This window comes from Mesorhizobium delmotii, from assembly GCF_900149755.1.
In the GTDB taxonomy this organism is placed as follows: domain Bacteria; phylum Pseudomonadota; class Alphaproteobacteria; order Rhizobiales; family Rhizobiaceae; genus Mesorhizobium; species Mesorhizobium delmotii.
Window position 1 is genome coordinate 36817 of record NZ_FUIG01000042.1, and the last position, 19354, is coordinate 56170.

General features: G+C 62.6%; 18 protein-coding genes. 10 read left to right on the top strand and 8 right to left on the bottom strand.

Features of this window, described 5'->3' with window-relative positions:
- Positions 1 to 74 precede the first annotated feature (74 nt).
- The 5 genes from BQ8482_RS24495 to BQ8482_RS24510 all read left to right on the top strand — a co-directional run bounded on the left by BQ8482_RS24495 (position 75) and on the right by BQ8482_RS24510 (position 5451).
- Positions 75 to 563 carry an NUDIX hydrolase gene (locus tag BQ8482_RS24495; protein ID WP_123149953.1) on the top strand — a complete coding sequence of 163 codons (489 nt, stop codon included), beginning with the start codon at positions 75 to 77 and terminating at the stop codon, positions 561 to 563.
- 710 nt (positions 564 to 1273) lie between these two features.
- Positions 1274 to 5041, top strand: coding sequence for a vitamin B12-dependent ribonucleotide reductase (locus tag BQ8482_RS24500; protein WP_123149954.1), 3768 nt, complete (start codon positions 1274 to 1276; stop codon positions 5039 to 5041).
- 6 nt (positions 5042 to 5047) lie between these two features.
- Entirely contained in the window at positions 5048 to 5146 is a 99-nt protein-coding gene (locus BQ8482_RS40695) for a type II toxin-antitoxin system HicA family toxin (protein ID WP_425294130.1), read from the top strand.
- A gap of 28 nt (positions 5147 to 5174) precedes the next feature.
- A complete protein-coding gene (locus tag BQ8482_RS40700) occupies positions 5175 to 5252 on the top strand; it encodes a type II toxin-antitoxin system HicA family toxin (protein ID WP_425294133.1) in 78 nt (25 codons plus the stop codon).
- A 4-nt stretch (positions 5253 to 5256) separates the two neighbouring features.
- Positions 5257 to 5451, top strand: a complete 195-nt coding sequence (locus tag BQ8482_RS24510; RefSeq protein WP_123149955.1) for a type II toxin-antitoxin system HicB family antitoxin — start codon at positions 5257 to 5259, stop codon at positions 5449 to 5451.
- Positions 5452 to 5666: 215 nt separating this feature from the next.
- On the opposite strand, the gene BQ8482_RS24515 is transcribed toward BQ8482_RS24510, so the two are convergent.
- From BQ8482_RS24515 to BQ8482_RS24545, 7 genes are all read right to left on the bottom strand, one after another.
- Complete coding sequence (locus tag BQ8482_RS24515) at positions 5667 to 7865, bottom strand: esterase-like activity of phytase family protein (protein WP_123150089.1); 2199 nt, start codon at positions 7863 to 7865, stop codon at positions 5667 to 5669.
- 206 nt (positions 7866 to 8071) lie between these two features.
- Positions 8072 to 9088, bottom strand: coding sequence for a glycoside hydrolase family 25 protein (locus BQ8482_RS24520; RefSeq protein ID WP_123149956.1), 1017 nt, complete (start codon positions 9086 to 9088; stop codon positions 8072 to 8074).
- A gap of 226 nt (positions 9089 to 9314) precedes the next feature.
- Positions 9315 to 9563, bottom strand: coding sequence for a hypothetical protein (locus BQ8482_RS24525; protein ID WP_123149957.1), 249 nt, complete (start codon positions 9561 to 9563; stop codon positions 9315 to 9317).
- A gap of 168 nt (positions 9564 to 9731) precedes the next feature.
- On the bottom strand, positions 9732 to 10130 hold the full coding sequence (locus BQ8482_RS24530; RefSeq protein WP_123149958.1) for a GFA family protein: 399 nt from the start codon (positions 10128 to 10130) through the stop codon (positions 9732 to 9734).
- Positions 10131 to 10344: 214 nt separating this feature from the next.
- The gene (locus BQ8482_RS24535; RefSeq protein WP_123149959.1) at positions 10345 to 11301 is read right to left on the bottom strand and encodes an alpha/beta fold hydrolase; all 957 of its coding nucleotides are present in this window, start codon (positions 11299 to 11301) and stop codon (positions 10345 to 10347) included.
- Positions 11302 to 11327: 26 nt separating this feature from the next.
- The gene (locus BQ8482_RS24540) at positions 11328 to 11813 is read right to left on the bottom strand and encodes an SRPBCC family protein (RefSeq protein ID WP_123149960.1); all 486 of its coding nucleotides are present in this window, start codon (positions 11811 to 11813) and stop codon (positions 11328 to 11330) included.
- A 138-nt stretch (positions 11814 to 11951) separates the two neighbouring features.
- Positions 11952 to 12200: a ParB N-terminal domain-containing protein gene (locus tag BQ8482_RS24545; RefSeq protein WP_123149961.1), complete on the bottom strand. Its 249-nt coding sequence runs from the start codon at positions 12198 to 12200 to the stop codon at positions 11952 to 11954.
- 156 nt (positions 12201 to 12356) lie between these two features.
- Between BQ8482_RS24545 and BQ8482_RS24550 the strand changes: the two genes are divergently transcribed.
- The 5 genes from BQ8482_RS24550 to BQ8482_RS24575 all read left to right on the top strand — a co-directional run bounded on the left by BQ8482_RS24550 (position 12357) and on the right by BQ8482_RS24575 (position 18077).
- The gene (locus BQ8482_RS24550; protein WP_123149962.1) at positions 12357 to 13997 is read left to right on the top strand and encodes a N,N-dimethylformamidase beta subunit family domain-containing protein; all 1641 of its coding nucleotides are present in this window, start codon (positions 12357 to 12359) and stop codon (positions 13995 to 13997) included.
- Between the two features lies 1 nt (position 13998).
- Positions 13999 to 15378 (top strand): aminotransferase family protein, encoded by a 1380-nt coding sequence (locus BQ8482_RS24555; protein ID WP_123149963.1) that lies wholly within the window; start codon positions 13999 to 14001, stop codon positions 15376 to 15378.
- 2 nt (positions 15379 to 15380) lie between these two features.
- Positions 15381 to 16310 carry a 3,5-dioxohexanoate:acetyl-CoA acetone transferase gene (gene kce / locus BQ8482_RS24560; RefSeq protein ID WP_123149964.1) on the top strand — a complete coding sequence of 310 codons (930 nt, stop codon included), beginning with the start codon at positions 15381 to 15383 and terminating at the stop codon, positions 16308 to 16310.
- A 226-nt stretch (positions 16311 to 16536) separates the two neighbouring features.
- Positions 16537 to 17052, top strand: a complete 516-nt coding sequence (locus BQ8482_RS24570) for a GNAT family N-acetyltransferase (RefSeq protein ID WP_123149965.1) — start codon at positions 16537 to 16539, stop codon at positions 17050 to 17052.
- Positions 17049 to 18077: a histone deacetylase family protein gene (locus BQ8482_RS24575; RefSeq protein ID WP_123149966.1), complete on the top strand. Its 1029-nt coding sequence runs from the start codon at positions 17049 to 17051 to the stop codon at positions 18075 to 18077. The genes BQ8482_RS24570 and BQ8482_RS24575 overlap by 4 nt, the downstream gene beginning before the upstream one ends.
- Before the next feature lie 7 nt (positions 18078 to 18084).
- Here the strand turns inward: BQ8482_RS24575 and BQ8482_RS24580 are convergent, their stop codons facing one another.
- Complete coding sequence (locus BQ8482_RS24580) at positions 18085 to 19350, bottom strand: cysteine desulfurase-like protein (protein ID WP_123149967.1); 1266 nt, start codon at positions 19348 to 19350, stop codon at positions 18085 to 18087.
- Positions 19351 to 19354: the final 4 nt, after the last annotated feature.

The following is a 19354-nucleotide window of genomic DNA, read 5'->3' on the forward strand; positions in this document are numbered from 1 at the left end:
CTTTTATTGCTTATGATTAGCCGTAAGATTCTCGAGACGACAAGTGATTCTGGAGGCTGGGGCAAGCTTCTCCGATGTTGACGAGGCCAGTAACGCACAACCATTTGGCCGAAAGGGTCCAGCGGCTCTTCGGCACAGCGCCGTGCCGCCTGCAGGTTGCAGCATTGCCCTGGCGCGATACCGGGCATGGCGTCGAGATCATGCTGATCACCAGCCGCGATACCGGCCGCTGGGTGCTTCCCAAGGGCTGGCCTGAGGCCAAGGAACTGCTTTGCGAAGCGGCGGCGCGCGAGGCCGGCGAGGAAGCCGGACTGCGCGGCACGATCTCCCACCACGAAGCCGGCCGCTACTTCTATGCCAAGGCTTTGGCTTCCGGCGAGGAAGTGCCTTGCGAAGTCCTGGTATTTCCGCTGCGGGTCGACAAGATCGCCGACCGGTGGAAGGAAAAGCGGTCGCGCACCCGCAAATGGGTCAGCCCCGCCGAGGCCGTACGCATGGTCAACGAGCCGGACCTTGGCCAGATCATCGCCTATTTCTGTGCCGACCCGCACCAGTTCTCCTGAGCAAGACCTAGGCTCACCGGCCGAAGCCGCGCACCTGCCGCGCATCACCGGCGATGTTGTTTGGCGAAGAGAATCGATTTGGCCACTCCAACTTTGGCATGCGTTGTCGCGGCCGATTGCCTGCGCGTGGGCAAATCGAAATTCCCTGGGCCACTTTCTATCCCCGTTATCCACATATGTGACACACAAGATGTTGGGGTCACAAAAGCGGCACAAACGAATCCTTGACGGCGCAAAACGAGTCGCCTTTTATAGGCCATGCGCTCCTGTTGAGAGCGCGACCGGAAAGTTCTGAGCCCGGTCTTTTTCCCGGATTATGTGCGTTTTCGCCGCATTCCGCCTGTTTACGAGGCCGGCGGAAGCGTTGGGATTGTGGGGTCTTTGGGGGACGAAAGGGAAAAATGTCGGACTGGAATAAATTGTCTGTTAATACTATATTTAGTGTTTGCAGGTAGGTTCGACGCTAGATAGTGTGAAGGACCCTCGATTGAGGGAATCGAAAAAAACTTCAGTTTTGAGGGACCCGCAGGGTTCGCCAGCGCGTTGGACAGGTACTTCGCAAGGAGTTTGACCAGCAGGGCGGCGGAGGCTGTGGAAAGGGGAGCCGGCCGTTTTCGAACGCCGGCAGGCGGCGGACATGCGCGTTTCGCGAAGGGGGCAGAAATCCCCTGGGAAAAGCGCTATATATAGACAAGCAAGGGATAGGACCAATGCGCATCGAGCGTCGTTTCACCAAGCAAGGGCAGTCGGCTTATGCGGAGATCGAATTCCGCAAGGCGCTTTCGGAGATCAAGAATCCCGATGGCTCGGTGGTGTTCCGCTTGGACAACATCGATGTGCCGGCGCAGTTCAGCCAGGTTGCCGCCGACATCCTGGCGCAGAAATATTTCCGCAAGGCCGGTGTGCCGGCACGGCTGAAGAGGGTCGAGGAGAATGACGTCCCCTCCTTCCTGTGGCGCTCCGTCGCCGACGAGGCCGAACTGGCAAAACTGCCCGAGGCTGAGCGCTACGGCTCCGAGATCGACGCCCGCCAGGTCTTCGACCGCCTCGCCGGCACCTGGACCTATTGGGGCTGGAAGGGCGGCTACTTCAAGTCGGAGGAAGACGCGCGCGCCTTCCGCGACGAGCTCGCCTATATGCTGGCCACCCAGCGCGTCGCGCCGAACTCGCCGCAATGGTTCAACACCGGCCTGCACTGGGCCTATGGCATCGACGGCCCGAGCCAGGGCCATTTCTATGTCGACCCGTTCACCGGCAAGCTGACCAAGTCGAAATCTTCCTACGAGCATCCGCAGCCGCATGCCTGCTTCATCCAGGGCGTGCAGGACGATCTCGTCAACGAAGGCGGCATCATGGACCTGTGGGTGCGTGAAGCGCGCCTGTTCAAATACGGCTCCGGCACCGGCTCCAATTTCTCGTACCTGCGCGGCGAAGGCGAAAAACTGTCCGGCGGCGGCCGCTCGTCCGGCCTGATGAGCTTCCTCAAGATCGGCGACCGCGCGGCGGGCGCCATCAAGTCGGGCGGCACGACGCGCCGCGCCGCAAAGATGGTCATCGTCGACGCCGACCATCCCGATATCGAGGAATTCATCGACTGGAAGGTCAATGAGGAGCAGAAGGTCGCCTCGCTGGTCACCGGCTCGAAGATCGTGAAGCAGCACCTAGAAGCGATCATGAAGGCCTGCATCAACTGCGAAGGCCAGGACGACGATTGCTTCGACCCGGCGATCAACACCGCGCTGAAGCGCGAGATCAAGGCAGCCAAGAAGGACGGCGTGCCGGAGAACTACATCTACCGCGTCATCCAGTTCGCCAAGCAGGGCTACACCTCGATGTCGTTCAAGACCTACGACACCGACTGGGATTCGGACGCCTACCTCACCGTTTCGGGCCAGAACTCCAACAATTCGGTCTCGCTGAAAGACGATTTCCTGCGCGCCGTCGAAGAGGATGCCGACTGGCACCTCACCGCCCGCAAGGACGGCAAGGTGCTGAAGACGCTGAAGGCCCGGGATTTGTGGGAAAAGATCGGCTATGCCGCCTGGGCGTCGGCCGATCCGGGCCTGCACTTCAACACGACGATGAACGACTGGCACACCTGCGCCGCGGCCGGTGCGATCCGGGCGTCTAACCCGTGCTCGGAATACATGTTCCTCGACGACACCGCCTGCAACCTGGCGTCGATCAATCTGCTGCCCTATCGCAACGCGGACGGCAGCATCGACATATCAGCCTACGAGCACACGGTTCGGCTGTGGACCATGGTGCTGGAAATTTCCGTCATGATGGCGCAGTTCCCGTCGAAGGAGATCGCCAAGCTCTCCTACGAATACCGTACGCTCGGCCTCGGCTACGCCAATATTGGCGGCCTGCTGATGACATCAGGCATTCCCTATGATTCCGACGAGGGCCGCGCCATCTGCGCAGCACTCACCGCGATCATGACCGGCACGGCCTATGCCACCTCGGCCGAAATGGCCGCCGAGCTCGGCGCCTTCCCCGATTACGACCGCAATGCCCAGAACATGCTGCGTGTCATGCGCAACCATCGCCGTGCCGCCTATGGCGAGAGGGACGGCTACGAAAAACTCGCCGTCAACCCGGTGCCGCTGGTCGCCTCCGACCTGAAGCAGCCGGAGCTTGCCGCCCATGCCAAGGCTGCCTGGGATCGCGCCATCGAGCTCGGCGAGGAGCATGGCTACCGCAATGCGCAGGCGACCGTGATCGCGCCGACCGGCACGATCGGCCTGGTCATGGATTGCGACACCACCGGCATCGAGCCCGACTTCGCGCTGGTCAAGTTCAAGAAGCTGGCCGGCGGCGGCTATTTCAAGATCATCAACCGCGCCGTTCCGGAAGCGCTGCGCACGCTTGGCTATTCGGAAAGCCAGATCGCCGAGATTGAGGCCTACGCGGTCGGCCACGGCAATCTGAACCAGGCGCCAGCCGTCAACCCCGGCTCGCTCAAGGCAAAAGGTTTTACCGACGACAAGATCGCGGCACTTAACGCAGCGTTGAAATCGGCCTTCGACATCAAGTTCGTCTTCAACCAGTGGACACTGGGTGCCGACTGGGTGAAGGAGACCTTTGGCTTCACCGACGAGCAGCTCAACGATTTCTCGTTCGAGATGCTGCCGGCGCTGGGCTTCTCGAAGAAGGACATCGAGGCCGCCAACATCCATGTCTGCGGTGCGATGACGCTGGAAGGCGCCCCGTTCCTGAAGGCCGAACATCTGCCCGTGTTCGACTGCGCTAGCCCGTGCGGCAAGATCGGTAAGCGTTCGCTGTCGATCAATAGCCACATCCAGATGATGGCGGCGGCCCAGCCCTTCATCTCCGGCGCCATTTCCAAGACCATCAACATGCCGAACGACGCGACGGTGGAAGACGCTAAGGGCGCCTACATGCTGTCGTGGAAGCTGGCGCTGAAGGCCAACGCGCTCTATCGCGACGGCTCGAAACTTTCCCAGCCGCTTAACGCCTCACTGCTTGCCGACGTCGAAGACGACGAGGACGATGCCGTCGAACAGCTGATCGCGGCACCGGCTTCACAGCGCGCCGTGCAGGTGACTGAAAAGATCGTCGAACGCGTCGTCGAACGCCTCTATCGCGACCGCGAAAAGCTGCCGAACCGCCGCAAGGGCTATACCCAGAAAGCGGTCGTCGGCGGCCATAAGGTCTATCTGCGCACCGGCGAATTCGACGACGGTCGCCTTGGCGAGATCTTCATCGACATGCACAAGGAGGGTGCCGCCTTCCGGGCGATGATGAACAACTTCGCCATCGCCATCTCGCTCGGCCTGCAATATGGCGTGCCGCTCGAGGAATATGTCGAAGCCTTCACCTTCACCAAGTTCGAACCAGCCGGCATGGTGCAGGGCAACGACGCAATCAAGAATGCCACGTCGATCCTCGACTACGTGTTCCGCGAACTTGCGGTTTCCTATCTGGAACGCCACGACCTCGCCCATGTCGACCAGTCGGATTTCGACAAGACCGCACTTGGCCGCGGCATCAACGAAGGCAAGGCGACGCCGTTCTCGAAGGGGCTGACCCGCGGCGTCTCGCCGGTCAAACTGGTGTCGGGAATGAGCGCCGACCCTAAGGGGTTTGGGGGTTCCGGTTCGAGTGGGATTCCTGCCCGTTCTGTCCCTACGGCCTTCTCAGGCTCCAACGTGCTGGCGCTGAAGCCAGCCAGCGACGAAGCCATCGCCTACAAGCGTGATTATGAGGAGCGGGCGAAGGAACTGGTCGAGGATATCATCTACGAGGAGGCCGAAGAGGCTTCGGGCCTGTTCACCGATGCCGCCGCGCAGGAGGCGGCCGAGGCGAAAGCGCTTGCCGCGACAAGGCGTCAGCAGTCCTTGATGCAGGGCTACACAGGCAACGAATGCTCGGAATGCCACAACTTCACCATGGTGAGGAACGGGACATGTGAGAAGTGCGACACCTGCGGCTCGACGAGCGGGTGCAGCTGAGGACCGATGCCACCTCGGCTTACGGTCCGCGAAGTCATTCGCCTGCTGGAAACCGACGGCTGGTATCTGGTTGCAACTAAAGGCAGTCATCGCCAATCAATATAAGCATGAAATCAAAGCCGGCCGCGTCACGGTGGCCGGCAAGCCGTCTGAAGAGATTGCACCGGGAACACTGAATAGCATCCTCAAGCAGTCCGGTTTAAAGGAGTGATGACATGCGTTACGCGGTGGTGATCGAAAAAGCCGGAAACAATTTTTCCGCGTACGTGCCAGACCTACCCGGCTGCATCGCGACCGGTGCGACGGTGCCTGAAGTGGAAAACGAAATTCGCGACGCAATACGCTTTCATATCGAAGGCTTGCGTGCCGACGGGCTGGATGTGCCCAAAGGGGTCAGCCTGGCGGAATAAATATGTAGAGGTGCCCTAACACCATCCGCGACCGACGTGCTGGCGGCTCAGGTTTCGCGGAAATCCGCCGCGCATGTCGTCAACGAAAACAGCCGCAGCGAAGATTCTGCGGCTGTTGTCGGACTGTCCGTCAGGGAAGAGTCGAGCGGCCGAAACGACCCCACCCCGATCCGCTTCGCGGATCGACCCTCCCCTCAAGGGGGAGGGAAACACCCTCAGTTCACGGCGCTGATGTTGCCCAAGCGGAGGAACAGCGTTTCGCCGGAAGAGTCATCGACGCCGTCATTGTCGGTGGCGACGAAGATATCGCCGTTCTTGTCGATGGTGAAACCTTCGACCTTGTCGATGACATAGCCGTTGCTGGCTGATTTCAGGTCGCCGACGATGTCGCGCACCAGCGTCTTTTCGACCAATGGCAATTCGCCACCGAGCTTGGCCGGTTTGAAGGCATTGAGCGCCACCGAATAGATGCGCTTCACCTTGGCCAGGTCGCCGATCTGGTTGTCGCGTTCGAGGATGTAGAGCTTGCCGTCATGCGCGGTGATCTCCGACAGCCCCATCCAGCCAGCTTCGGTCGCTTCGAGCGGGTAACGCACCGCCGACCATTCCTTGGCCTTCGGCTTGTAGGCCAAAAGCTTGACCTGGCCCTTGGGATCGTCGGCCCATTCGCGTTGTACGGCCATCACCAGCGTCAGGTCGTCGCCTTCGCCGATGGTGGTGATGCCTTCGAGACCGAAGCGGGTCTGGTGAGCGAGCAATTCCGTCGGGAAGCCGATTTCCTGCTCGATCTCGCCCTTGTCGCTGACGCGCAGGATGGCGTGCGGGACGAGCTTTGCCGGATCGCCTTCATTGGCCAGCCAGAAGCCGCCTTCACCGTCGGCGACGATGCCTTCGATGTCGAGCTTCTGTGCAGGATGGCCGCCACGCGTGACGATGGTCTTGCCGGTGATCAGCGCCGGCGTCTGCGTGGCATCGATCTCGAAGATCGAGGGCGCGTTGGCGTAGAATGAGTCCGAGGCAGCGAACAGCTTGCCGGCAGTGTCGCCGGCCGCGAGCGCCGAAAGCGCGCCCCAGCCGAGCGGCGTGCCGTCTGCCGTGGGCTTTGCCGTGATCATCGGGTAAGTGGCGGGGCCTTCGGAGCGCTCGTAGATCATCACGTGCGAGCGGGCGAGCCCGTCCTCGACCAGGTCGGCCTCGTTGGCGGTGACCAGGAGATTGCGCGACGGGATCGCGACCAGGCCTTCCGGACCGATGCCGGACGGCAGGATCTGGACAAACCGAGGCTCCGCACCCGTGTCCTTGTAGACGCCGACAACCGAGCCACGCTCCGAAGCGACGAAGATCAGCCTGTCCTCGCCGAACGTGCCGGTCTCGAGACCTTCCGGCTCGACGCCCTTCTTGTTGCGGTCGTCGGGATAATGGCCGGCATTGGCGACCTCGTACTCGAAGGACGGACCGGATTCGTAGAGAACCTCGCCCTTCTTGCTGAAGATTGTGAAGCCGCGCGAGCCGCCCTTGTAGTCGCCTTCGTTGGCGACGACGAGACGGTCATTGTCGAGCCATTTTACGGCGTCGGGTTCGCGCGCGACGTCTTCGATTTTGCCGTCGAACGACAAGGCGCCGTTCTTCTTGGTGTCGATCTTGTCCAGCGTGGCGGAGCCTGCGGAGAAGTGGGTGACGATCGCGCCGGTTTCGGCGTTGACGATGGCGATGTGGTTGTTTTCCTGCAGCGTGACCGCGATCTCGCCGTCCTCGTTGAAGGCGACGAATTCCGGCTCCGGATCTTCCGCCGCGACTTTGGCAATGCCCGCCAGGTTGACCGTCTTCATCGTCGCGCAATCAGGCTGGCCTTCGGCAAGCGTGAAAATCCTAAGGTCGCCCGCAGGCATCTGCGGAATTTCTCCGTCGTTCATCTCCTCGTCGCGCTCGTTCTCGATGGCGATGGCCAAAAACTTGCCGTCCTTGCTGAACGCCAGTGAGTCCGGTTGGCCGCCGAGGTCGCAGGTGCTTTCGATCGCCTTGGAGGCAAGGTCGATGACGGTGAGGTTGCCCGAAGGCTTGGCTTTGCTCTGAGACGTGTTGACGCCGGCCAGCACCTTGCGGCCGATGACCACGACCGAGGTCGGCTCGCCTGATATCTTGACGATGCCGCCGGCCTTGGGCGCCTTGGGATCGGCGATGTCGATAAAGCCGACCGCACCGAGCGGGCTATCGGAATAAACCAGCGTCATGCCGTCTTCGCTCGCCGTGATGATCTCGGACGAAGTCGGCGTGGTCTTCTCGACGTCGGCCGGGAGGTTTCCGGCGACTGCGAAGCTCGCGACCCGGTTGAACATCATGTCGGCATGGGCCGGCAGCGAAACCGAGGCAGCAAGCGCTGCCGTCAGGACGAAAAGCGCGGAATGGCGGGGCACGGGTGGCGTCTCCTGTTCGAATGGAAGCCACCTGATTTGCGGGAACCACATTTCAAAGCGATGACGGATCGATGACACTTCCGCGACAGGCGGTCAGGGTCCGTCGATATTCACCTCATGCTGGCCTGCAAATGGCGGCTTTCTGCGGCCGCGATCAGCACCTCCGGGCGCAAGCAGCAAGAAGTTCCACCTCCGGACCGGTTCCCCTACTCCGCCTCGGCCACCATCTGCCTCCCACCAACCCAGTTCCGCCAGGCTCTCTCGTCGCCGTGGAACACGTTGAGGTCGATGCGGCCCCTCACCCCGTGCGACAGGCCGGAGCCGGAATACTGCCAGAACACCCATTTGCGGCCGGGATAGACCTTTGACGGGTGCTGTGCCACCGCGCGCAGCCAGAATGGATAGTCCAGAAATGCGCCTCTGAGATTATCGCGGTAGAAATCGGGCGCGGTGTAGATGATCGGCCGCTGGCCGTAGTGGCGCTCGAGCTTGTCCATGAAGACCTGCATCTTCTCCAGCACCTTTTGCCGCGACGGCCGCCGCTTGCAGCTGGATTCGCCGTTCCACTCGACATCGATCACCGGCGGCAAGGCGCCCTCGACCCTCGGCACGTTGCGGATGAACCAGTCGGCCTGCTCGCCGGCGGTGCGGCACCAGTAGAAGAAATGGTAGGCGCCGCGCTTGAGGCCGGCGGCGTCGGCATTGCGCCAGTTCTTCCTGAACATCGGGTCGAGATGATCGCCGCCGTCGGTCGCCTTGATGTAGGCGAAGTTCGCGCCCTGCGCGCGCAGCTTCGCCCAGTTCACATTGCCCTGCCAGCGCGAGACGTCGACGCCGTGAACGGCGAGGTGCCTGGGCGATGCCCTGCCGAAATTGATCGGCTTGGCGTCACGGAAACGATAGCGCTGGACCGGCTCGGCGAGTATCGGTGCTGCCCGTGCCAGCCGCTTCGGCGCCACCAGGGCAATCGGCTCGACGGGTGGTTCAATGCTTTCGGCAGGCTCCGGAGTGGCCATCGCCACAGTCTGCTCCGTCGCCTCCTCCTGCGCAAAGTCGGGTTCGGCATCGGCAGCGCCGACCGACGCCACCGGCGCGGGCGGCCGCACAACCGAGCTGGTCGTCTCGCTGGACGGCACTTGCAGCGCGTCGACGCCGGACGTGGATGTGCAGCCGGCAAGGCAAAGTGACGCGATCGAGAAGATGACGACGCCTGATAACCGCATCTGGACCTGTACGCAGAACACAACAGACCGAGGGCAAGACAACGCCGCCGGACAAACCAGTCCGGATTACTAACGAGAAATTACCAACAAAGTTTGAATCAAATTGTTAGGGCAGAGGGGCTGGGCAAACAGAATACATGGCGGGCTCGCTAATCACCGTAGCGGTGAGAGCCTGGAAACGCCGCAGGAGGGCGCGAAGGATCGCCGACGCCTGCAGGCCCGCTGCCTAGCCGCACAACCATAGCTTGTGGCAGCTCTCGGCTACTATATGAGCGGGCGGGATGGAGCGGTCGGTGCCGAGGCGATCGGAGTTGGGGCGATCGGTGACGGGATTGACCGACGCATCATCATCCCGACGAACCTTTTCTTCAAGCAGCGAGCGAAGCTCGGCCGGCTGCACGCGGTCACGCTCCATCACCAGCTTGACCATCGGATCGCTCAAAAGCTCATCCAGGGTGTTGATTCTGTCGTTCATCCGTCGCCTCCTTCGACTGCCTACCCGCAAGCAATAGATAGGCGGCAATGATGGCTCGCCAATGACGTTTTGCCGACTATCTCGTGTCCTGGACGAAAAAATCTGGGCACGCCCTGTGCTTGAGTTCGCCTGTACTTCGGTTCGCCTGTGCTTCAGTTCGCCTGTGCTTCAATTCGGGGGTGGCGCGCCTTCATATTGCGGCAGTCCGTCGTCGAGCTGTACCCAGGGCTGCTTCGAGGCGGTCCACATATGCATCTGTGGCTTGAACACGGAAGGATCGTCAAGCGAGCCGGAGGTGACGCCGATGATGCCGGCGGAGTCGCGCCGGGAAAACAACGTCGTGCCGCAGTCCGGGCAAAAGCCGCGCTTGAGATCGGGCGAGGAATTCACCAGCGCCACCGGTCCTTCTGTCGTCACGTCGTCGATGCGGAACAGCACGCGGGCGTTGAAGGCCGCGCCCAGCGCCTTCTGGCAGAGCCGGCAATGGCAGACGCGCACGTTGATCGGCGCTGCATCGGTGCGGTAGCGCACCGCCCCACACAGGCAGCCACCCTGATATTTCGCCATTACCTGCGCCCCTCTTTCTGAAGATTGGGGCAAGGTAGCTGCCGGCATAGCAGCGTCAATTGAAAAGCCTTGATGGCGTTATCCGTTGGCGTGATGCGACCGAGGTTCAATCGCCCAACGACACATGCCGGAACCGCAAGGAACATAAGCTGGCTTCATGGGGCTAAGCATCGCCGGCCATCTCACCCGAGACCGCCGGCAGGTATCAGGTTGGTTATTCCGTTTCGCTGACGATCTCGTCCCAGGTCTTGACCTTGGTCTCCCCATTGAGGAAGGGCAGCGCCGCGGCCACCAGTTCCGGCGCGAAAAACACGTCATAGTGGGTGCGGTTCGGCAGGATGGCCAAGCGGTTCTGCGACAGGTTCTCGCGCATCCAGCCTGCGTCTTTCAACCCGCCGCCGAGCATCTGGTAAAATTTGATCTCGTGCTCGGGCCGGTACATGTCGCTGTCGCCGAACACCAGCATGACAGGCATCTTCAGCTTCGCCACGTCGGCGGAGTAGTCGTAGTCCTTGCGCATATGGGCGCCGAGCTGGTCGAGCAGTTTTGGAAAATCCTGCGGGCGCGGCGCGACCGCCATGTAGGATTTGTACATCGGCGTGTCCTTCAACATGTCGGCCATCGCCGCGCCGACCTGCGCCTGCTGGGTTCGCATGTCGGCATAGAAGCCGTCCGAGGCATAGCCGGTCGAGACCAGCACCAGCCGGCGCACTGTCTCGGGATGCTGGACGGCCATGCGGAAGGCGACGCCGCCGCCCAGCGAATAACCCATGACGTCGACGTGCTCGTAGCCGAGCGCCTTGACGATCGCCGCCATGTCGTCACCCATCGCCCCCAGGCTGAGCGGCCGGTCGCCAAGCGCGGTGCGGCCGTGACCATGCAGGTCGACGCCGATGACGGTGCGGTTTTCGGCAAGCTTCGGCAGGATCGGCGCGAACATGTCGGTCGTGCCGAGCCCACCATGCAAGAGAAGCAGCGGCTCGCCTTGGCCATAGACGGCGTAATAGTAATTCAGGCCGTTGATCGGCAGCAGGCCGGATTTCGCCGGCTTCGACATGGCTTTCATTTCGGAGGTCATGGCGGGCTTTGCCTCCTCGGCTTTGGTGGCGCCCGGCGCAGCGAAGAGCGCTGCAGCCGAGGCGAAAATGGCGAAAAACATCGATCTGGACATGTCGGTCTCCTTGCGTCCCGCTGATTTCAAAGCCGCTTGGCGACTTCCTCGAGCTGATCGGCGCACTGGCCCCAGCCCTCGTGAAAGCCCATCTTCTCGTGCTCTTCGCGATCTGCGACGGACCAATGCGCAACCCGGGCGATGTAGCGGGTCCTGCCCTCGCCCTCATCCTCGAAGGTCAGCACGACCGTCATGAACGGCTTTTCGGACGGCTCCCACGCCTTCGTATAGGCGTCGGTGAGAACGATCTTCTTGCCCGGCACGACTTCGAGGAAGATGCCGGGGTTCGGGAATTCACTGCCGTCGGGTCCCGCCATGACGACCAGGCTGGAGCCGCCGGTGCGCACGTCCATTTCGGCGCGCGGCGTCGTCCAGGGCTTTGGCGCGAACCATTGCGTTACGAGTTTCGGCTCGGTCCAGCAGCGATAGACGTTCTCGCGCGGCGCATCGATGATGCGGGCAAGCACCAGTTCACGGTCGGAGCTGGGGGCGATATCGAGCTTGGTGGTCATGATGGTCTCCTCACGTGCTTGCTAAAGAGTTGGCTTGAATGCCGGTTTCCGTCTCAAGGACGAGTGGGCAACGCGCAGCCCGACACGGTCTCGCGAAAAACTTCGCCTGGCCGATTCCGGCGGACGCCGAATGAGAGCTTAGTGGCGCTTGGCTTGCACCAGATAGGCGTCGATCTCGGTCTCGCCGAGCCACTTCGCCGCTTCCAGCCGGTGCAGGCCTTCGACCAGGATATGGCGCTTGCCGTCGTGGCGCACCTGGATCGGCGTCTTCATGCCGTTTTCCAGAATGTCCTCGGCCAGACGCCGAACGGTCTCGGGATGCAGCGTCTTCCTGCGCGCGGTCGGCACGTAGATGTCGTCCACCCTGACCTTTTGCACTCTCAGCATGTCGGCTCCCGTGGCGGAAAAGGCCGCCTTTTGTGAGATAGTCGGTTTGACAGGCAAGGCCAAGGCCGGCTGTCAGCTATCGCTGGCCCGATCGTTTCCGATTGACGCTTGCCGAGCAGATGGCCGAAATGGCGATCTTCGATCATGCCGGTAGCCATGACTGATTTGCCGACCAAATTCCCCGATTTCGGACTGACGCCACACCAGCGCCGGCAAGCGGTGCGCGGCCACTACTGGGAATGGCTGGGCATGGACGGCGAACACGGCGAGATCTGGTGCTACAGCGACCGTTTCTCATACCGTCGGGGCGAGACGGTGGCGCTGCATGTCAGCTCTACAGCCTCCAGCTTCAGCGTGGCGATCGTCCGCGACGGCGGCGCCGAGACGCAGCTGTTCGAGAAGGCCGGGATCGCGGCGCGCTGGCAGGATACACCCGACCAATGTTCGGTCGTAGGCTGCGGCTGGGACGCTTCGTTTGAATTCCGCGTCGGCGACGACTGGCCGTCCGGAGCCTACCGCGTCACGCTGACGGCGGACGGCCGCGACGGCAAGCCGATCCGCTGCCACCATCTTTTCATCGTTACCCCGCAGCCCGGCAAGAAACGGGGTCGTGTGCTGCAGGTCGCAGCCACCGGCACCTGGCTTGCCTACAACACCTGGGGCGGCTCCAATCATTACGAAGGCATCACCGGCCCGAACCGCGACCAGTATGCCCCGATGGTGTCGACGCAGCGGCCATGGTGCCGCGGCTTTATTGTTCTGCCGAAGGAGGCGCCGCGCGTGCCGCTCGAGGTCGCCGTGCCGCCGAAGACCGCGCCGCGCTATCCGCATATGGAATGGGCTTTCGCCACCGGCTATTCGAAGAAATACGCCTCGTCCGGCTGGGCAAGCTATGACAGCCACTTTTTTCGTTTTGCCGAGCGTGCCGGCTATGGGGTCGATCTCGCCAGTCAGCACGAATTGCATTTCTCGCCCGAAATTCTCGACGGCTATGACTGCGTCGTCTTCGTCGGCCATGACGAATATTGGACCTGGGAGATGCGCGACGCTGTCGACGCCTATGTCGAACTCGGCGGCCATGCGGCGCGCTTCGCCGGCAATTTCATGTGGCAGACCAGGCTGGAGGACGAGGGCCGCCGCCAGGTCTGCTACAAATACCGCGCGCGTGCCGAGGATCCGGCCTATCGGGGCGGCGACGTGACCCGCGCCACGACTTCCTGGGAAGCGCCGGAAATCGGCCGGCCGGGTGCCATGACCTTCGGGCTCAATGCGACCAGGGGCCTCTACGCCGGCTGGGGCGGTTGCGCGCCGCGCGGCGTGCGCGGTTTTCCGGTCTACCGGCCGGAGCATTGGGCGTTTGCCGGCACAGGCATCTACTACGGCGACCTGCTCGGCGCCGACAGCCATGTCTATGGCTATGAGGTCGACGGGCTCGATCACGAAATCCGTGGCGGCCTGCCTTACCCGACGCCCGACGGCGGCGCACCGGACGGGCTGCAAATTCTCGCGGTCGGCATGGCTGCCCAAGTCGAGGAGAGCGCCGACATCGCGTTCGAAGACCAGTTTCTCGCCGACGAGGACGGACGCTTCACCGCCGAAACGCTGTTCGGCGAGGCGAGCGAAGCCAATCTCGAAAAGGTCAAGCGCGGCAACGGCATGATCGTCAATTTCCCGCGCGGCAAGGGCGAGGTGTTCCACGCCGGAAGCTGCGAATGGGTCGCCGGCCTGCTAACGCAGGACGCGATGGTCGAGCGCGTCACCAAGAATGTACTCGACCGCTATCTTGGAAGGTCCTGACATGCTGAAGTCCCAGACCCCTGCCCCGGACACCGAGACGCGCCTGCCGTCGAATCTGTTCTATCTGTCCAGCCTGCGCCGGCCGCTGGTCGACCGCGCCGAAGGCATCTACATCTGGACGCAGGACGGCCGCCGCTTCATCGACGGATCGAGCGGACCGATGGTCGCCAATATCGGTCATTCCAACCGCAACGTGCTCGATGCGATGAAGCGGCAGATGGACCGCGCCACCTTCGCCTACCGGCTGCATTTCGAGAACGAGCCGGCCGAGGAGCTCGCGCGCGAGCTGGCAGGGAAGCTGCCGGAAGGCATGGACCGCATTTTTTTCGTCTCGGGCGGCTCGGAAGCGACGGAATCCTGCATCAAGCTCGCCCGGCAGTGGGCAGTGGCGACAGGCCAGCCCAAGCGCTGGAAAGTGATCACCCGCTTTCCCTCCTATCATGGCGGCACGCTTGGTTCGCTATCCGTCACCGGCGACGACGCCTTGGCCGAAACCTTCACACCGATGATGCAGGTCATGCCCACCGTGCCGGCGCCGGCCGCCTGGCGCGACCGCGACAATCTCTCGATGGAGCAGCGCGGCATCCGCTACGCCGACATGCTGGAGGAGAAGATCCTTGCCGAAGGGCCGGAAAGCGTGCTCGCCTTCATCATGGAGCCGGTCGGCGGCGCTGCCACCGCGGCGCTGGTGGCGCCGGACAGCTATTATCCGCGCATCCGCGAAATCTGCGATCGCTACGGCATCCTGCTCATCCACGACGAAGTGATGAGCGGTGCGGGCCGCACCGGAAAATTCCTCAGCGGCGATCATTGGAACTGCAAGCCCGACATTGTCGCGCTGTCGAAGGGGCTGGGCTCGGGCTATGCGCCGCTCGGCGCGCTGGCGGCACCGATGCGGCTGGTGCAGCCGCTGCTCGCCTCAGGCGGTTTCCAGCATGGCCATACCTATGCCGGCAATCCGCTCGCCTGCGCCGCCGGGCTCGCCGTGCTCGGCGAGATGGACCGCCTCGGCCTGATCGCCAATGCTGCTGACATGGGCGACCTTTTGATGGATGAGCTGAAGGGGTTGGCCAAGCGGTTTCCATTCATCGCCGACGTGCGCGGCAAGGGCCTGCTGCTAGGTGCCGAGATGGTCGCCGACCCCGATACGCTGAGGCCGATCGCACCGACGAAGAAAGCCACCCAGCGCCTGCTCGACCTCGCCTATGAACGCGGCCTGATCATCTATGGGCGAAAGGTCAAGGGTGGTGTCGACGGCGACAATTTCATGGTGGCGCCGCCGATGATCGTCACCAAGGAACAGGTCGGCGAGATCGTCGCCATCATCGGCGACTCGCTGCAGATGCTGGCCGGCGAGCTCGACCTGCCGGTCGAAGGCTGAAAATGGCGCCACGAAAAGTCATCATCACCTGCGCCGTCACCGGGTCGGTGCACACGCCGTCGATGTCGCCGCATCTGCCGGTGACGCCGGACCAGATCGCCGCAGATGCGATCGCGGCCGCCGAAGCCGGCGCCTCGATCCTGCATCTTCACGCCCGTGATCCCAGGGATGGGCGACCGACCGCCGATCCTGATGTGTTCATGCAGTTCCTGCCGCGCATCAAGCAGGCGACTGACGCGGTGATCAACATCACCACCGGCGGCTCATCGCTGATGTCGCTCGACCAGCGGCTGGCCGCACCGCTCAGGGCCGAGCCCGAAATGTGCTCGCTCAATATGGGCTCGATGAATTTCGCGTTGTTCCCGATGCTCGACCGGCCAAGGCAATGGCAGCACGAGTGGGAGCCCAAGCTGCTGGAGGCGACACGCGACACGATCTTCAAGAACACCTTTGCCGATATGGAGACCGTGCTCGAAAGACTTGGAAAGGGCTGCGGCACGCGCTTCGAATTTGAATGCTACGATGTCGGCCACCTCTACTCACTGGCGCATTTTCGCGATCGAGGTCTGGTGTCCGGACCTCTGTTCATCCAGTTCGTGTTCGGCATTCTCGGCGGTATCGGCGCCGATCCCGACAATCTGGTCCATATGAAGCGCATCGCCGACAAACTGTTCGGCGAGAGCTACCAGTTTTCGGTGCTGGCCGCCGGGCGTCACCAGATGCCAATGATCTCGATTGCGGCGGCGATGGGCGGCAATGTCCGCGTCGGGCTGGAGGACAGCCTTTACGATGGCCGCCAGTTGGCCAAATCCAATGCTGACCAGGTGCGCCGCATCCGCAACGTGCTCGACGGGCTGTCGCTCGACGTCGCCACGCCCGCGGAGGCGCGCGAGATGCTGGCGCTCAAGGGCGGCGATAGGGTGTCATTCTGAGATGGTTTTGGCCTGAGATGCTTGCGATCCGTCCCACCCCCCTCTGGCCTGCCCTCTTTGCCACCACTTGGCATCTCCCCCTCAAGGGGCGAGATCGGATGTCGTTGCCGCTTTCGCCAATCGCGAACGTTGCAGGATGTGCGGGTAGATTGAAGCTGCCAATCTCCCCGCTTGAGGGGGAGATGTCCGGCAGGACAGAGGGGGGTGCCTCGGCACCCCATTTATCGTGACCGATCCTGCAAACGACATTCTCATCCGCCACGGCACCGTCGAGGACGTCGAAACCATCCATGCCGCGCTCCTGCGGCTTGGCGACAGTATCGGCGCGCATCAGGAAATCACCTCAACGCCTGAAGACCTTCGCACCTATGGCTTTGGCGAAAAACCTGCTTTCTCGACTCTGATCGCCGAAGTCGGCGGGGAGTTTGCCGGCCTCTGCCTGTACTTCCCGATCTTCTCGACCTGGATGGGGCGGCCCGGCGTCTATGTGCAGGACCTCTATGTCGAAGACCGGTTTCGCGGCCGAAAGATCGGCGAACGCCTGCTGCGGCGTGTCGCGCGAGAGTGTCGGAAGGACGGCGGCGTCTACCTCAGACTGTCCGTCGATACCGATAATGAAACCGCCAAGGCCTTCTACGAAAGGCTGGGCATTGCCTGGTCAAGCTACGAGCAGGTGCAGAAGATCGTCGGCGACGCGTTCTTTGCCTTCGCCGATGCGCCCGATGATGAGGAGCCAAGATGAAAGCCTTTTATGCCGAAGAACAGAAGCGCCACGATCCCAAGGCGTTCCTCTCCAGCGGTGCCCAAAAGCCCAATCCGGAAAAACCGGAACGCGTCGAACGGCTGCTCGTCGGCGCCAAGGCCGCCGGCTGCACGATCGAACGGCCGAGAGATCACGGGCTTGGTCCGGTTGCGGCGGTGCATACGCCCGAATATCTCGATTTTCTCGAGCACATATTTGCGCGCTGGCAGCGCATCGAAGGCGCTTCGGCCGAAGTGATCCCCAACATCCATCCGATCGCGCGGGACGGCTCCTATCCGGCCTCGGCGGTCGGCCAGGCCGGCTACCACATGGCCGACACCGCTTGCCCAATCTCCGGCGAGACGTGGCGGAGCGCGCTGTGGAGCGCCTGGAGCGCGATCGAGGCCGCTGAGGGCGTGATGTCGGGCGCACCGGCTGCCTATGCGCTGTGCCGTCCTCCCGGCCATCACGCCTTTGCTGATGTCGCCGGCGGCTTCTGCTTCATCAACAATTCGGCGGTCGCGGCACAGACGCTTCGCAAGCAAGCTGCGCGGGTGGCGATCCTCGACGTCGACCTGCATCACGGCAACGGCACGCAAGGCATTTTCTATGCGAGGCCGGACGTGCTCACCGTCTCGCTGCATGCCGATCCGGTGCGCTTCTATCCGTTCTTCTGGGGTCATGCAGACGAACGCGGCGAAGGGCCTGGTCTCGGCTACAATTTCAACCTGCCGCTGGCGCGCAAATCCGGCGATGCCGCGTTCCTAGAAGCACTCGACGTGGCGTTCCAGCGCATCCGCGCCTTTGCGCCGGAAGCGCTAGTCGTGGCGCTCGGCCTCGACGCCTTCGAGGGCGATCCGTTCGGCGGACTATCGCTGACGACGCAGGGCTTCTCGCGCATCGGCGAGGCTATCGCCGGTCGCGGCCTGCCGACGGTCATCGTCCAGGAAGGCGGCTATCTCTGCGACGAACTCGGCGACAATCTTACTGCCTTCCTCACCGGGTTCGGCGGCGGAAAACGCTGATTGCGGATCAGGCTCGCTCTTGTCTCAGCATGGCGATCACGCGATGCACGCTCTCCAGCGTCTCGTCGATTTCGGCCGCCGTGTTATAGTGGGCGATGCCGATGCGCACGACGCCATGCTCGGCTGGAATGCCGAGTTGGTGGACGATCTCCCAGGCGTAGTTGTGGCCGGACCACAGGAAGATGTTTTCCGCATTCATATGCCGCACAATCGTCTCCGGTACGATGCCGTCGACCGTGAAAGAAACCGTCGGCACGCGCTCCCCGACACGCGCCGGATCGGTGATGCCGTGGATAGTCAGGCCTGAAACAGCCGATAGCCCGTCGATCAGCCTTTGCGCCAACGGGTTTTCGTAAGCGACTGAAATTTCGAACGCCTTGGCGATCCTGGCGCGGCGCGAACCGCCCTCGCCTGCCGCTGCGCCCAGCTCCGCAAAATAATCCACCGCTGCCGTTAGTCCGGCCATCAGCTCAATCTGCGGCGTGCCAAGCTCGAACCGCTCCGGCAGAGCGTCGGACGAACAGCGGCATTTATACGGTGTCAGCGCGTCGATGACGTCAAGCTTGCCCCATAGGATGCCCATGTGCGGGCCGAAGAATTTATAGGCCGAGCAGATCAGGAAATCGCAGCCGAGATCCCTGACGTCGATCAGGCCGTGCGGCGCGAACTGCACGGCGTCGACATAGACCAGCGCGCCGACCTGCTTGACGATGCCGGTCAGCGCCTTCACCCGGTTGATCGAGCCGGTCAAATTGCTGGCGTAGTTCAAAGCGACCAGCCGCGTCCTGTGGGTGAGCAGCGCAGCAAGCGCCGCCTCCTCGATCTGCCAGCTCTGCTGGTCGAAAGGCAGCCAGCGCACGACAAGGCCAAGGTCTTCGGCCAGTTGCAGCCACGGCGATACATTGCCCTCGTGGTCCATGCGGGTGAGGATTATTTCGTCGCCGGGTTGCATCGTGCGGCCGAGGGTGCGCGACATGTGATAGGTCAGCGTCGTCATATTGGCGCCGATGATGATTTCCTGCGGGCTCGCAGCACCGAGGAAATCGGCCATCGCCGCATGGGCGTCGTCGACGATCTGTTGCGCCGCAATCGTGGTTTCGAAGAAGCCGCCGAGATTGGCGTTTGTGGTCAGCAGGCAGCGTGACACCGCGTCGGCTACCGCTTGCGGCACCTGGGTGCCGGCCGGGTTGTCGAGATAGATGCGGCGACGGCCCTTGTCGGTCAGCGACAGTGCCGGGAATTTCTCGCGCACGACCTCAATCGGAAAAGTCACTTTT